Raw genomic sequence first — 14,309 nt, forward strand, 5'->3', positions numbered from 1 at the left:
CGGCGGCTCGGCACCAGCCGCCACAAGCGGCGGCCCACGGAGATCGGGGAGACAGGCCCTAACGCTTGTTGTGACGTGGTGTCAGGAGACCCTCGTCGCGGGCGCCGGCGATCAGCCGAAGCGATCTGCGGCGGTTCCGGCCGGTGGCGAGCATGACGGCCAGCACCGGATCGCGCCCCTCCCGCTGCGCTTGGCGGTACGCGTCCGCGGCGATCTTGCGGCGCTCACCGGTCCGCGTCCGGGCGAGGACGGCGGAGCGGGCGCGCTCGGCCGGTGTGGCGGAAGCGGATGGCGGGGACGGCGGCGAGGCGTCGGGGGGCGTCGACGGCGCGGCGGACGTGGAGGACGCGACGGACGTGGACGACGCAGCGGGCGAGGACGGCGCAGCGGGCGAGGACGGCGCGGACGATGCAGAGGGGACTGGCTGCTCGGAGCCCTGCCCGGAGGCTCGCTCGCAGGTCTCCTCGGAGGCCTGCCCGGAGATCTGCTCAACAGGAGAGTCGGCGGACAGGCCGGCAGGCGGGTCGGCGGGGTAGCCGGTGCCGGTTCCCGTGGCCGTCCGGTGCAGTACGCCCTCACCATGGGCGAGGCCGGTCGCACCCGTCGGCCCCGCGCCCATCGGCCCCGCGCCCGCCGGTCCCGCTCCCGGCAGTCCCGCCCCCATCGCCCCCGCCTCCGCCGCCTCACCCGTCAAAGGCGTCGCGCTCTCCGTCGCCGCTGCCGCTGCCCCCGTTCCGGCGGCCGTCGGTTCCGCTTCCGGATCGTGCCCCGGCGCCGGTCCGGCCGTGGTGGGCCGGAGGTGCCCCGTCGGCCCGTGGGGCGACGACTGCCGCGGGCCGCGCATCGGCTCGGGTGCCGCGCCACGCGCCGGGTCCGGCTGTGGCCCGGCCTGCGGTCCGCCGGCCCGTTCCGGTGTGGCGTCCGCCGGACCGGCCTGCCGGGGTGTGGGCCGGGTCTTGCGCGGGCGCCCGGTGGCCGCCCGGAAGGCATCGTCCAGGGGGCCCTCGATCCAGCGGGCGAGGTCGGCGAGGCCGTCGAGCGTCAGCGGTGGGTCGGCCCGTACGTCCTCGACGGTGATGTGGTCGTCGGAGACCGTCACGAGGACATCGACCCGGGCGCCGTCGGCAAAGGTCAGCCGGGCGCTGCACCAGGGGCCCAGCGGGTCGAGCCGGGGCAGCGGGCACCCGGGGCCGTGGGAGCCGGCCGGTTCGTCCGGGGCGGCGGGGTCGGGGGCGGGCGCGGCGGAGCCGTGCGCCTGCAGCTCCCACGTGGGCCACTCCAAGGGCGCGCCCTGGGCTTCATATCGGTGATTAACGGTATAAAAGTCACTTTCCGACACATTGAAAACCTAGCCCCCAGCTCACCCGGCCCAGTAGCGCGGCACGCTCATCCCACGGGGAGCAACCCCGATAGCGCATCTCCCGCCGCGCGCCCGCCGGTGCGATCCTGGGGGTATTCCGCGGAAGGGGCCACTCGTGCTTCGTGTCGCAGTGATCGGTTCCGGGCCCAGCGGCGTCTACACCGCCCAGTCCCTGATCGAGCAGCAGGCCGTACCGGACATCGAGGTGTACGTCCTGGACCGCCTGCCCTGCCCGTACGGTCTGGTGCGCTACGGCGTCGCGCCGGACCACGAGAAGATCAAGTCGCTGCAGAACAATCTGCGCACGGTGCTGGAGCACCCCAAGGCCCACTTCCTGGGAAACGTCGAGGTGGGGGCGCCGGGGCTGGGCGTCGAGGAGTTGCGGCAGATCTTCGATGCGGTGGTGTTCTGTGTGGGCGCCGCCACCGACCGGCATCTGGGCATCCCCGGCGAGGAGCTGCCCGGCAGCCACCCGGCGACCGAGTTCGTCGCCTGGTACAGCGCGCATCCGGATGCGGCCGCGCTCCGTTTCACCCTCGCGGCCAGGTCCGCCCTCGTGATCGGGGTGGGGAATGTGGCGGTGGACGTGGCTCGGATGCTGTCCCGTGGCGCCGCCGAACTCGCCGCGACGGATATGCCGCAGGGGCCGCTCAGCGCGCTCGCGGACAGCCGCGTCGAGGACGTGTGGATGGTCGGCAGGCGCGGCCCTTCCCAGGCCAAGTTCACGACCAAGGAACTACGGGAGCTGGGCTCGCTCCCGGATACGGACGTGCTGGTACGGCCCGAGGAGCTGGCACACGATCCCGCGTACCGGGACCCGGGCGAGCTGCCCGCGGTGGCGCGGCGGAATGTCGAGGTGCTGCGCGGCTGGGCGGAGCGGCAGGCGGCGGGCCCGGAGAGCCCGGACGCGGGGCCCGCCTCGTCCCCCGCGCGCCGTCGGCGCCGGATTCATCTGCGGTTCTTCCTGCGGCCCGTCGAAATGCTGGGGGACGCCACCGGTGTGCGTGCGGTCCGGTTCGAGCGGACGGCGCCCGACGGGCGCGGCGGGGTCGTGGGGACCGGTGAATTCGAGGAGATCGAGGGGCAGTTGGTACTGCGTTCGGTCGGCTACCGGGGGACGCCGCAGCCCGGTCTGCCGTTCGACGAGACGACGGGGACGGTGCCGCATCTGGCGGGGCGGGTACTGCGGGACGGGGCGCCGCTCCCGGGTGTGTACGTGGCGGGCTGGATCAAGCGGGGCCCCACGGGGGTGATCGGTACGAACCGGCCGTGCGCGAAGGAGACCGCGCTGTCCCTGCTGGCGGACGCCCCCGGACTGGCGGAGCGCGCAACGGCCGGGGAGCCGGTGGAGGCACTGACCCGGGCGGGGCAGCGGCCGGTTCCGTGGCCGGGCTGGCTCGCCATCGAGGCCGCCGAGGCGGAGTGGGGCCGCGGACTGGGCCGTGGCACCGTCAAGCTGCCGGACTGGACAGGGCTGTTGGACGCGGCGCGCTCGGCGGGGCAGATCGGCTGAAACCGCGGGCGGAGCGGCGGAAACCGCGGGCAGGGCGGCCAGGGGCGCGGGCGGATCACTCAGCTGGGTCGCGGGCGAGCCGATCGGCTGGGTACGCGGCGGATCGCTCAGCCGGTCGCTCGGGCGGACCGATCAGCTAGGCGCGCGGGCGAGCCGATCACCCGGATCCACGGGCGGACCGCATGCGTCCGCAGGTGAGGCGCCGTACCGGACCCGGGCCTGTCACTCCTCCCCGAGGCGGCGGGCCTGCAGGTCCGCCCCCCGGAGGACGCCGTCGATCAGGCCGGGGAACAGTTCGTCCAGGTCGGCCCGGCGCAGTCCGTTCAGCTTGGCCGTGCCCCGGTAGAGCTGCTGGATGACGCCGTGCTCGCGCAGCACCCGGAAGTGGTGGGTACAGGTCGACTTGCTGACCGGGAGCTCGATGTCCGCGCAGTTCAGCTCGCCCTCGGCGGCCGCCAGGGTGCAGACGATCCGCAGGCGCATGGGGTCGGCGAGCGCATGCAGCACGTCGGCGAGCCGGATGTCCTCGCGGGCCGGATGCTCCAGCGAGCGGGCGCCCGACGGGGTACGCGGGGAGGTCGTATCGGTCGGCATGACGGCTCCTGATTCCTTCTGCGGGACGCGGTAGGGCCTGGCGCACCGACCCGCCCGCTCATTGTACGAGAAGCGTCGTAGTTTGACATCCACCGTAGTACGACGCCTATCGTATGAGGGCGGGTTCCGGTCGGTACCCGTTCATCTTCAGGTACAGGAGCCTGCTGTGAGCGCACTGTTCGAGCCCATCACCCATCGCTCGCTGACCGTCCCCAACCGCCTCTGGATGGCGCCGATGTGCCAGTACTCCGCGGCGCCCGACGGCCCGGCAGAGGGGGCGCCCGGCGACTGGCACTTCCAGCACCTGGCCGCGCGAGCAGCGGGCGGAACCGGCCTCATCCTCGCGGAGGCGACCGCGGTGAGCCCCGAGGGCCGTATCAGCCCGTACGACCTCGGGCTGTGGAACGACACCCAGACCGAGGCGTTCCGGCGTATCACCGACTTCCTCAAGGCGCAGGGAACCGTTCCCGGCATCCAGATCGCCCACGCCGGCCGGAAGGGCTCCACCGAACGCCCCTGGGTGAACCGCGGCGCCCCGGTCCTCCCCGGTCAGCGGCACGGCTGGGAGCCGGTCGCGCCGAGCCCGGTGCCGTTCGACGACGGGTTCACGACGCCGGCGGAGCTGTCCGTGGCGCAGATCCGTGAGCTCGTCGCGCAGTTCGGCGCGTCGGCGCGGCGGGCGCTGGCGGCCGGCTTCCAGGTGGTCGAGATCCATGGTGCGCACGGCTATCTGATCAATGAGTTCCTCTCCCCCTTCACCAACCGGCGCACCGACGAGTACGGCGGCTCGTACGAGAACCGGACGCGGTTCGCGCTGGAGGTCGTGGACGCCGTACGGGCGGTCTGGCCCGACGAACTGCCGGTCTTCTTCCGGATCTCGGCGACCGACTGGCTCACCGAGGACGAGAGCGACGCGCGCGAGGGCTGGACGGCCGACGACACCGTGCGCTTCGCCCGTGATCTGCGGGAGCACGGCATCGACCTGCTGGACACCTCCTCGGGCGGCAACGCGCCCGATGCGAAGATCGCCACGGGGCCCGGCTACCAGGTGCCGTTCGCGGAGCGGGTCAAGAAGGAGAGCGGCCTGGCGGTGGGCGCGGTCGGCCTGATCACCGAGGCGCGGCAGGCCGAGAAGATCATCGCGGACGGTCAGGCGGACGCCGTGCTGCTCGGCCGTGAGCTTCTGCGCTCCCCCAGCTTCGCGCAGCACGCGGCGCGGGAACTGGGTGCGGAGATCACGTTGCCGCAGCAGTACCACCGGGCCGTCTGAGGCCTCCGGAGGGCCTGCGGCGTCCGCGGGCGAGAGCGGGTGCCGCACCGTCCGACCTGCACGGATGCGTGCCGGGACGCCATTGTCAGTGGTCGGGTGCAGACTTGCCACATCTGAGACAACGGCGTCCCGGAGGTGTTCCGGCATGACTGACGTACTACTCGCGGTGGGCACGCGCAAAGGGCTCTTCATCGGCCGTCGGCGGCACGGTGAATGGGAATTGAGCGGTCCGCATTTCCCCGCGCAGGCGGTGTACTCCCTCGGGATCGACACCCGCCGCGCGACGCCCCGGCTGCTGGCCGGTGCCGACAGCGCCCACTGGGGCCCGTCGGTGTTCCACTCCGACGACCTGGGCGAGACCTGGCACGAGCCCTCCCGCCCCGCGGTCAAGTACCCGCCGGACACCGGGACTTCGCTGGAGCGGGTGTGGCAGCTGCATCCGGCCGGGCCCGCCGCGCCCGATGTGGTCTACGCGGGCACCGAGCCCGGTGGGCTGTTCCGCTCCGAGGACGGCGGCGAGACCTTCGAGCTCGTACGGGCGCTGTGGGACCACCCGAGCCGGGAGCAATGGGTGCCGGGCGGCGGCGGGCTGGCCGTCCACACGGTGATCACCGACCCGCGGGACGCCGACGCGGTCACCGTCGCCGTCTCGGCCGCCGGGGTCTTCCGTAGCCGTGACGGGGGCGCCAGCTGGGCCCCGTCGAACAAGGGCGTGAAGGCGGTCTTCCTGCCGGATCAGCATCCGGAGTTCGGCCAGTGCGTCCACAAGATCGCGCAGGACCCGGTCAACCGCGACCGGCTGTATCTGCAGAACCACTGGGGCGTCTACCGCAGCGATGACGCGGGCGCGCAGTGGACGGACATCGGCAGCGGACTCCCCTCGGACTTCGGCTTCGCGGTCGCCGCACATCCGCGCACGGGGGATGTCGCCTACCTCTTCCCGATCACCGCCGATATCGACCGGGTGCCGGCCGAGCACCGCTGCCGGGTCTACCGCACCGGCGACGCCGGCCGGAGCTGGGAGCCGCTGAGCGCGGGACTGCCGGACGAGGACCATTACGGCACGGTGCTCAGGGACGCGCTGTCCGTCGACGACAGCGACCCCGCAGGGGTGTATTTCGGCAATCGCAACGGCGAGGTCTACGCCAGCGCGGACGACGGCGACAGCTGGCAGCAGCTCGCCTCCCATCTGCCGGATGTGCTGTGCGTGCGGGCGGCCGCCGTTGCCTGAGGGGGAGGAAGACGGAGGAAGGTGGAGGGCGGGGAAGCGGCCGGAGCACCGGGGAACGGAGCGGTGGGGCAGGGTAGTTGGGGCCTCCCGCCGCTCCGGGTGGCCGGAGCGCGGGCCATCGGTTGAAGGGGAGGGGGCCGCGGCCAGTAGGGTGATCCCGTGGCTGCACAACCTCTCCAAGACATTGTCGAAGCGGGCTGGGCCAAGGCACTTGAGCCCGTTGCCGGACGGATCTCCGCGATGGGTGACTTCCTGCGGGCGGAGATCGCCGCGGGACGCACCTATCTCCCGGCCGGCAACAACGTGCTGCGCGCCTTTCAGCAGCCCTTCGACGAGGTGCGGGTCCTCATCGTCGGGCAGGACCCCTATCCCACGCCCGGGCATGCGGTCGGGCTCAGCTTCTCCGTGGCGCCGGACGTCCGCCCGTTGCCCGGCAGCCTGGAGAACATCTTCCGCGAGCTGCACTCCGACCTCGGGCTCCCCCGCCCCTCGAACGGCGATCTGACACCGTGGACCCGGCAGGGCGTACTGCTGCTGAACAGGGCGCTGACCACGGCTCCCCGCAAGCCCGCCGCACACCGCGGCAAGGGCTGGGAGGAGGTCACCGAACAGGCCATCCGGGCACTGGTGGCGCGTGGACGCCCGCTGGTGTCGGTGCTGTGGGGGCGCGACGCACGCAATCTGCGGCCGCTGCTCGGCGATCTGCCGGCCGTCGAGTCCGCCCACCCCTCCCCCATGTCCGCCGACCGGGGCTTCTTCGGCTCACGGCCCTTCAGCCGGGTGAACGACCTCCTGGTGCGGCAGGGCGCACAGCCCGTCGACTGGAGGCTGCCCTGACACCGGGCGATAGTGTGCCCCGCATGACGAATGCGAACATCCCTGCGGGTTGGTACGCCGATCCTCAGGGCACCCCCCACCAACTTCGCTGGTGGGACGGGTCCCAGTGGACGGAGCACACCCACCCGGGACAACAGGCCGCGGCGCCGGCCCAGGGCGGGGCACCCCAGCCGGGCCCCCAGCAGGCCCAGCAGGCGCCTCAGCAGCAGGCCACCCAGCAGCCCCCGCAGCAGCAGATGCCGCAGCAGTTCGCTCCACAGCAGCCCCCGCAGCAATTCACTCCGCAGCAGCCCGCGCAGACACCGGGCCAGGCCCCGTATCCGGGCCCGCAGCAGGGCGGCGCACCGCACGGCCAGGGTTATGGCTACCCCCAGCAGGCGCCCGGCCAGCAGGCGCCCGGCCAGTACGCGCCCGGCCAGCCGATGCAGCAGCCGTACGGACAGCAGCCGATGGCGGGCCCGCCGGGAGCGCAGCCGGGCGCCGTACAGCAGCAGGTGCAGCAGCAGGCCGGCGTGGCGCCCGGCGGTCCGGGCGGCGGCACCCTGTTCACCGAACCGGTGCTGGTGGTCAACCAGAAGGCCAAGCTCATCGAGGTCACCAACGAGTACGGCGTCTTCGACCAGCACGGCAACACCCTGGGCGCGGTCGTCCAGGTCGGTCAGAGCACGGCCAAGAAGGTGCTCCGCGTCGTCTCCAGCCTCGATCAGTACATGACCCACAAGCTGGAGATCCGGGACGCGTACGGCCAGCCGCAGCTGGTGCTGACCCGGCCCGCGAAGTTCATCAAGTCCAAGGTGATCGTGCAGCGTCCGGACGGTTCGCCGGTCGGCGAGATCGTGCAGCAGAACGCCATCGGGAAGATCAACTTCGCGATGATGGTCAACGGCCAGCAGATCGGCGCCATCAAGGCCGAGAACTGGCGCGCCTGGAACTTCGCCATCGTGGACCACGCCGACACCGAGGTCGCCCGGATCACCAAGACCTGGGAGGGCCTCGCCAAGACGATGTTCACGTCCGCGGACAACTACGTCCTGCAGATCCACCAGCAGCTGCCCGACCCGCTGCTGAGCCTGGTCGTCGCCACGGCCCTGACCGTCGACACCGCCCTCAAGCAGGACGCCCGCGGCTTTGGGTGAGCCGGCCGGCCGCGGCCCGGACACCCTCGGGGCCGGCCATGTCCTCGGCGTCGACTCGGGCGGCTCGGGGCTGCGGATCGCCGTCGCACGCGCCGACGACGCCGAGGCCCGGCCGCTGGCCGTCCGGGCCTCGGACGAGCCGGTACGCACCGGCCCCGCGGGCATCGACGCGGAGCATCTGCTGTCCCAACTACTGCCCGCAGCAGCCGAGTTGGCGCGGGAAACCGGGGCCGACGGGTTCGCCGCGGTGTGCGTGGGAGCGGCCGGGATGGCCACGCTGGGCGAGGAGCTCCGCGCCCGGCTGCCGGACGCGCTGGCGACCGCGTTCGGGGTGCGGCGGCTCGCGCTCGCCGCGGACGCGGTCACCGCGTACGCCGGGGCGCTGGGCCAGCGGCCCGGTGCGGTGATCGCCGCGGGCACCGGCATGATCGCCCTGGGCACCGACCTGACCCCGGCGGGCGGTTGGCGCCGCGCGGACGGCTGGGGCCATCTGCTGGGTGACTGCGGCGGCGGCGCCTGGATCGGCCGCGCCGGGCTGGAGGCCGCGCTGCGGGCGTACGACGGACGACCGGGCGGTTCGGCCGCCCTGCTGGCGCGCGCGGAAGCGGTGTTCGGGCCGGTCACCGGGCTGCCCGGCGCGCTCTACCCACGCCCCGACCGGCCCGCCGTACTGGCCTCGTTCGCCCCGGAGGTCGCCCGCTGCGCCGCCGAGGACGACACGGTGGCCCTCGGCGTCCTGCGTGCCGCGGCGGGTCATATCGCCGATGCCGCGGCCGCGGTCTGCCCGCCGGGCGCCGGCACCACAGTGGCCTGTACCGGTGGGCTGTTCCACATGGGCGAGCCCCTGCTGGCTCCGCTGCGTACGGCTCTCGCCGAGCGGCTGCCGGACGCCCGTACGGCAGCCGCCGCCGGCAGCCCGCTCGACGGGTCGCTGGCCATCGCCGCAGCACTGGCCCGCGACCGGCTGACGCTGCCCACCGATCGGAAGTTGTTGCAGATCACACGGCCTGCGCCGGGGTGACGCGCGGGATAAATCGGGACGGATACCGCTCCACCGAACCCTCCCTCCGCGCGAGGGCGGTCGGAGGCGTTAGCATGCGACGCCATGAGTTCCCCCACTGGGCCCGCACCTGGCTCGCCCGATTTTGACGCCGCCTCCCCGAGCCCGGGAGCCGCACCCGGTCTGCCCGTACGAATGCCGCGACGGCAGTCCGGCCGCCACCGCAAGCCGGAGCCGCTCGCCGCACCCGAGGGCGCTCCCGCCCTGGTGCTGGCCGTACCGGGCTCCCCCTCCGCCGCCTCGCGCAGCCTGGCGGAGGAGGTCTCCAGCATCGCCCGCTCCGAACTCCCGGGCCTCGACGCCCGGATCGGCTATGTCGACGGGGGCGACGACGAGTTCCCGTCCCTGGAGGCCGTACTGGCGCGCGCCGCCGCCGAGCACAAGGACCGGGTGGGCGCCGACGGACAGCCCGACCCCGGCCCCGCCGCCGTCGTGGTGCCGCTGCTGGCCGGACCGGACAGCGCCCTGCTGCGCCGGATACGCCAGGCGATGATGAACAGCGGCTCCGGCGCCGAGCTGACCGATGTCCTCGGCCCGCACCCGCTGCTCGCCGAGGCACTGCACGTCCGGCTGTCCGAGGCCGGTCTTGCCCGGGCGGACCGTGCCCGGCTGTTCACGGTCGCCACGGCGGCGGACGGCATCATCCTCGCCACCGTGGGCGGCGAGGAGGCCGTACAGGCCGCCGGGATCACCGGCATGCTGCTCTCCGCGCGGCTCGCGGTGCCGGTGCTGGCCGCCGCCCTGGACGAGGAGGGCGCGATCTCCCGTACCGCCGAGCAGCTGCGGGGCTCCGGTTCGCAGCAGCTGGCGCTGGCCCCCTACCTGATCGGCCCGGAGATCACCGACGGCCTTCTGGAAGCAGCCGCGGCGGAGGCGGGCTGCGCCTCGGCCGAGGCGCTGGGCGCCTACGGCACGGTGGGCCGCCTGGTGCTCTCGAACTACGCGGCGGCGGTGGGCATCACCCTGCCGACGCAGGCGCAGGGGGTTCCGGTCCGCTAGGGCCTGAGCCGCCGGGCCCCTGGTCCCTCCGGGACCGGACACCGTTTTCCGAAGGGCCGTCTTCGCGCAGCGCGCGGGGCGGCCCTTCGCCGTGTCCGGGCGGAGGCGATACGTCCGATTCCTCTCTGAGCGGCACAGACGCCCGTCAGACGGCCCGGAAGGGCGGAGTTCACGGTGACGGCGGGCGGAGGGCGGTACGCCCGCGAGAGACGCCCACAGGGCGCTTGCCGTACCCCTGGCGCGCCGACCGATGAGTCCGGGCATCCGGTGACGTTGCAGAGCGGGCGCATAGGATCGCCGGCATGGCACTGCGACCTGTTCAGGTGAACATCAAGGCCCTTGATGCGTCGGCGGTCGGCCGGTTCTGGGCGGAGGCGCTCGGCTGGAGTGCTTACAGCCCCGGCGTGACCACCTATGTCGGCCCCGCCGGCGGCCCCGTGTGGCCGGACCCGGTCGCCGTCTGCATCGACGTCGTTCCCGTCCCTGAACCCAAGACAGCAACAAAGAACCGTGTGCACCTCGATCTCGCCACCACCTCCGCGGCCCATCAGGCGGAGTTGGTCGCGCGCCTCCAGGCGCTCGGTGCGACACCCGCCGACGTGGGCCAGGGCAACGTGCCGTGGACTGTCCTCGCCGACCCGGAGGGCAACGAGTTCTGCGTGCTGGAGCCTCGGGAGATCTACCGGGACACCGGGCCGATCGCCGCGGTGGTGGTCGACTGCGCGGATCCGCGGGCCATGGCCCGGTTCTGGGGTGAGGCGATGGACTGGACCCCGCACGAGGTGACTGACGATCAGGCGGTGTTGCGCTCCGCCAAGGGTGCCGGCCCGTACCTCGAGTTCCTCCGCACGCCCGGCGTGCAGACCGTGCCGGACCGCGTCCACCTTGACCTGCTGCCGTACCCCGGTGACGACAAAGCAGCGGAGGTGGCCCGGCTGCGGGCCCTCGGCGCCACCGACCTCGACCTCGGCCAGGGCGACGTCCCGTGGACGTGCCTGGCCGACCCGGAGGGCCACGAGTTCTGCGTCCTCGCCCCGTCACCCTGACGTCCTGGAGAGACCGGTCGCCGGCCGCTCGTCCTCCTGGGCGAGCGGGCCGCCCACGGAGGGAAGTTCATGTCGCACGTCGATGTCGTCCGCGCCGCCTTCGCGGCCTATCTCGCCCAGGACCGCGCGGCCATGGACCGGTTGCTCGCCGAGGATTTCGTCTTCACCAGCCCGCAGGACGATCACCTCGACAAGGCCGCGTTCCTGGAGATCTGCTTCCCCACGGCGGACCGGCTGCGCCGGCAGGAGATCCTCGATGCCGTGGCCATCGATGACGAGCAGGTCTATGTCCGGTACGCATACGAGCTGACGACGGGCGAGTGCCATCGCAATGTCGAGGTGATGACGGTGCGGGACGGCCGGGTCACCGAGACCCAGGTGTACTTCGGCGGGCGCTTTCCGCAGGGGTGAGGCGGTCCCGGCGCAGGTTCAGCCGAAGACCACGCAGGAGGCGGCCGGTGCCTGGACGGATCCGGTCCTGACCAGGATGCCGGTTGCCGGGTCGACGGTGAACCAGGTGACGTCACCGGAGCGCTCGTTGGCGGCGTAGAGGTGCCGGCCGTCGGGGTGGAGTGCCAGGTCGCGGGGCCAATGGCCGCCGCAGGGAACGGTGGTGACGAGAGCTGCGGTGTCACCGGACGCGCCGAGGGAGAGGACCGCGAGGCTGTCATGGCCCCGGTTGGCGGCCCAGGCGAAGCGGCCGTCCCGGGAGAGGACCAGTTCGGAGGGGAAGGTGCCGCTCCCCTGCGTTCCGCCTCCACTCCGTGCCGAGTCGTTGGAAGCGGAGCCCTCGGCGGCCCCGTCCGGGAGGAGGCGGGTCTCCCCCAGCGGCGTCAGCACACCCCGGCCGGCGTCCCAGCGGCAGACCGTCACCGTCGGGTCGAGTTCATTGATGACGTAGGCACGGTCGCCGCGCGGGTGGAAGGCGAGGTGGCGCGGGCCGCTGCCGGGCCGCAGCCGGGCCTCCGCGTGGACGGTCAGCGTCCCGTCGCCGGTGCCGAGGGCGCAGCTGCGCACCGAGTCGGTGCCCAGGTCGACGCTGAGCAGCCAGCGGCCGCTGGGGTCGGGCATCACGGCATGGGCGTGCGGGCCCTCCTGGCGGTCGGTCCGCGGGCCGCTGCCCTGGTGGGCGAGCACGGTGGCGGGGCCGGAGAGCGTGCCGTCGTCCCGTACGGGGAGCGTACTGACGCTGCCGGAGCTGTAGTTGGCGGTGATGAGCCGGCCGTCGGCCAGGGTGAGGTGGGTGGGGTCGGCGCCGTCCACGGGGACGGCGGGGGCGAGCAGCTCGGGCCCCCGGGCGGTGAGGGCGAAGGCGGCCGCGGCGCCGTCCGGGGTCTCGCTGACCGCGTAGAGGTGCCGGCCGTCGGGGCTCGGCGCCAGGTAGGAGGGGTTGGGGACGGCGTCGGTGGAGTACAGGGGCGTGAGGGCGCCGGACTCCGGGTCGACGGCCGCGGTGGTGATGCCGAGGCCGCCGGCCGTGGTGAACGATCCGATGTACGCCCGCCGGCCGTTGACGCTCGTCCCCACTGGTCCGCCCTTCGTCCGCCTGCCCGTTGAGGTGCTGCGGCGACGCTAACAGTCACGGGCGGGGCGCCCCGGGCGATGGCCGGTTCCCGCCCTCGGGCCCCTGACGTACGCACGCCACAGGGCGCTCGGGACGCCACAGGGCGCGTGGGCGGACCGTCCGTGCGCGGTGCGCGCGGGTCAGGCGTCGACCAGCGGGGAGCGCGGGGAGCTCCGCAGGGGCGCGGAGAGTTCGGCCAGCGCCCGCTCCAGGCCGTGCAGATGGACCAGCGCCGGTTCCGCCGCGGGAGGCTGGGACACCGCGACGGCGGCGGCCGCCGTGTGGCGTGTGCTGCGTGGTGTGGTGAGGGCCTCGACGGCGGCCTCCACGCGCTGGCAGGCGGCGGTGAGCCGGGCGTCGTGGGAGGCCTCCGGGTCGGCGGCGATGGAGGCCAGCCCGCGGACCTCACGGGCGCAGTCGTCGAGCAGCGACAGCACCTGACGGGCCCGTGCCTTACGGGCGCGCAGCGGGCTGAGGGGGTGCACCAGCGGGGCGAGCGAGAGCCGCACCCGGCTCAGCAAGGGCGCGAGTTCGGCGACGTGCGGGGCGGGGTCCGCGGTCGTGGAGCCCGCGAGGCGGGCGGCGGCCTCGGCGGTGCACTGGTGGACACAGCGCAGGGCACGCTGGATCCAGGCGTCGGTGGTGGCGTGGGTGGTGACGGGCAGCACGAGGAGCACGGCCAGGGCCGCGCCGAGCGCCCCCACACCGGTCTCGGCGAGCCGCAGCGCGAGCAGCGCGGGATCCAGCACTCCCAGCAGCCCGTACAGCAGCCCGGCCATCAGCGTCACCGCGAGCATCATCCAGGTGTACGAGACCGCGGCCGTGTAGAAGATCCCGAACACGCAGACCGCGACGAGGGCCATCGTGGGGACGAGCGCTCCGTGCAGCGGGACGGCGACGACCAGCCCGATGCCGATGCCGAGCACCGTGCCGAGGGCCCGGCGGAAGCCCCGGACCAGGGTCTCGCCGCGCGAGGTGGTGTTCACGAAGATCCACCATGTGGCACCCACCGCCCAGTACCACCGCTGTTCGGAGAGCAACTGGCCCACGAGGAGGGCGAAGGTGCTGCCGGCGGTCGCCTGGATCGCCTGGCGGGTGGTCGTCCGGGCCAGCCCCCTCGCCCCCTGCGGGACGGGCACGGCCACCTGAGGCAGCCGGAGCTCGTAGCACCACACGGCGAAGCGGACGGTGGAGGAGGCGAGCAGTGCGAGGGTGACCGCGGTGCACAGCTCGGGCAGCTGGGACGGCACCGTGTGCAGGAACTGCGTCGCGAAGAAGGTCATGAACGCGAACACGCCCAGGGCATGACCGCGCGGCCCCCAGCGGCGGGCGTAGACCCCCGCGCCCACGACGGCGACGAAGACCGCGTCCCGCGCCACCGGGTGATCATGCAGCACCGCCGCGGCGGCGAGCACCGGGAAGCCGACCGCGGGCAGCAGCGCGGTGGTGGTCATCTGGCCGCGGACCGTGGTGTCGGTGACCGTGAAGAGCGCGAGCAGCGCGGCGAGCCCGCCGGTGATGGCCGCGACGAGCGAGTGGCCGGTGAGCCCGCACACCATGACCGCCAGGCCGATGCCGAGGACGGACCGAGTGGCGCCGCGCAGCCGCAGCAGCCCTGGATCCGGAGCCACGAACACCCTCTTCAGCACAGCTTCCGCCCCTTCGACATGTCCGCATGAAAAAGGCGCCGCGGGATCCG

13 protein-coding genes are annotated in these 14,309 nt (G+C 73.5%); 9 read left to right on the forward strand and 4 right to left on the reverse strand.

Translation table 11 applies throughout. The annotated features are described in order from the left end of the window. Nucleotides 1–58: 58 nt before the first annotated feature. Nucleotides 59–1,282 (reverse strand): DUF6214 family protein, encoded by a 1,224-nt coding sequence (locus STRNI_RS41295; RefSeq protein WP_338149716.1) that lies wholly within the window; start codon nucleotides 1,280–1,282, stop codon nucleotides 59–61. A gap of 193 nt (nucleotides 1,283–1,475) precedes the next feature. Here STRNI_RS41295 and STRNI_RS05230 point away from each other — a divergent pair, with 193 nt between their 5' ends. Next, entirely contained in the window at nucleotides 1,476–2,873 is a 1,398-nt protein-coding gene (locus STRNI_RS05230; protein WP_277410644.1) for an FAD-dependent oxidoreductase, read from the forward strand. Nucleotides 2,874–3,095: 222 nt separating this feature from the next. Here the strand turns inward: STRNI_RS05230 and STRNI_RS05235 are convergent, their stop codons facing one another. Beyond that, complete coding sequence (locus tag STRNI_RS05235; protein WP_018088688.1) at nucleotides 3,096–3,467, reverse strand: ArsR/SmtB family transcription factor; 372 nt, start codon at nucleotides 3,465–3,467, stop codon at nucleotides 3,096–3,098. Nucleotides 3,468–3,633: 166 nt separating this feature from the next. Between STRNI_RS05235 and STRNI_RS05240 the strand changes: the two genes are divergently transcribed. The 8 genes from STRNI_RS05240 to STRNI_RS05275 all read left to right on the forward strand — a co-directional run bounded on the left by STRNI_RS05240 (nucleotide 3,634) and on the right by STRNI_RS05275 (nucleotide 11,457). Continuing rightward, the gene (locus STRNI_RS05240; protein WP_277410645.1) at nucleotides 3,634–4,737 is read left to right on the forward strand and encodes an NADH:flavin oxidoreductase/NADH oxidase; all 1,104 of its coding nucleotides are present in this window, start codon (nucleotides 3,634–3,636) and stop codon (nucleotides 4,735–4,737) included. A 145-nt stretch (nucleotides 4,738–4,882) separates the two neighbouring features. Beyond that, the gene (locus tag STRNI_RS05245; protein WP_277410646.1) at nucleotides 4,883–5,968 is read left to right on the forward strand and encodes a WD40/YVTN/BNR-like repeat-containing protein; all 1,086 of its coding nucleotides are present in this window, start codon (nucleotides 4,883–4,885) and stop codon (nucleotides 5,966–5,968) included. A gap of 159 nt (nucleotides 5,969–6,127) precedes the next feature. Continuing rightward, on the forward strand, nucleotides 6,128–6,805 hold the full coding sequence (locus tag STRNI_RS05250; protein ID WP_026169470.1) for a uracil-DNA glycosylase: 678 nt from the start codon (nucleotides 6,128–6,130) through the stop codon (nucleotides 6,803–6,805). A 23-nt stretch (nucleotides 6,806–6,828) separates the two neighbouring features. Next, nucleotides 6,829–7,941, forward strand: coding sequence for an LURP-one-related family protein (locus tag STRNI_RS05255; protein WP_277410647.1), 1,113 nt, complete (start codon nucleotides 6,829–6,831; stop codon nucleotides 7,939–7,941). After that, complete coding sequence (locus tag STRNI_RS05260; RefSeq protein ID WP_274739590.1) at nucleotides 7,934–8,962, forward strand: N-acetylglucosamine kinase; 1,029 nt, start codon at nucleotides 7,934–7,936, stop codon at nucleotides 8,960–8,962. The genes STRNI_RS05255 and STRNI_RS05260 overlap by 8 nt, the downstream gene beginning before the upstream one ends. Nucleotides 8,963–9,046: 84 nt before the next feature. Further along, the gene (locus tag STRNI_RS05265) at nucleotides 9,047–10,000 is read left to right on the forward strand and encodes a sirohydrochlorin chelatase (RefSeq protein WP_371874780.1); all 954 of its coding nucleotides are present in this window, start codon (nucleotides 9,047–9,049) and stop codon (nucleotides 9,998–10,000) included. A 302-nt stretch (nucleotides 10,001–10,302) separates the two neighbouring features. Continuing rightward, nucleotides 10,303–11,046: a VOC family protein gene (locus STRNI_RS05270; protein ID WP_277410648.1), complete on the forward strand. Its 744-nt coding sequence runs from the start codon at nucleotides 10,303–10,305 to the stop codon at nucleotides 11,044–11,046. A gap of 69 nt (nucleotides 11,047–11,115) precedes the next feature. Beyond that, nucleotides 11,116–11,457: a nuclear transport factor 2 family protein gene (locus tag STRNI_RS05275; protein ID WP_093639392.1), complete on the forward strand. Its 342-nt coding sequence runs from the start codon at nucleotides 11,116–11,118 to the stop codon at nucleotides 11,455–11,457. Between the two features lie 18 nt (nucleotides 11,458–11,475). On the opposite strand, the gene STRNI_RS05280 is transcribed toward STRNI_RS05275, so the two are convergent. Further along, on the reverse strand, nucleotides 11,476–12,573 hold the full coding sequence (locus STRNI_RS05280) for a lactonase family protein (protein WP_277410649.1): 1,098 nt from the start codon (nucleotides 12,571–12,573) through the stop codon (nucleotides 11,476–11,478). A gap of 177 nt (nucleotides 12,574–12,750) precedes the next feature. Further along, on the reverse strand, nucleotides 12,751–14,259 hold the full coding sequence (locus STRNI_RS05285; RefSeq protein WP_277410650.1) for an FUSC family protein: 1,509 nt from the start codon (nucleotides 14,257–14,259) through the stop codon (nucleotides 12,751–12,753). Between the last annotated feature and the right edge of the window lie 50 nt (nucleotides 14,260–14,309).

It is taken from the genome of Streptomyces nigrescens (assembly GCF_027626975.1).
Classification (GTDB): Bacteria; Actinomycetota; Actinomycetes; order Streptomycetales; family Streptomycetaceae; genus Streptomyces; species Streptomyces nigrescens.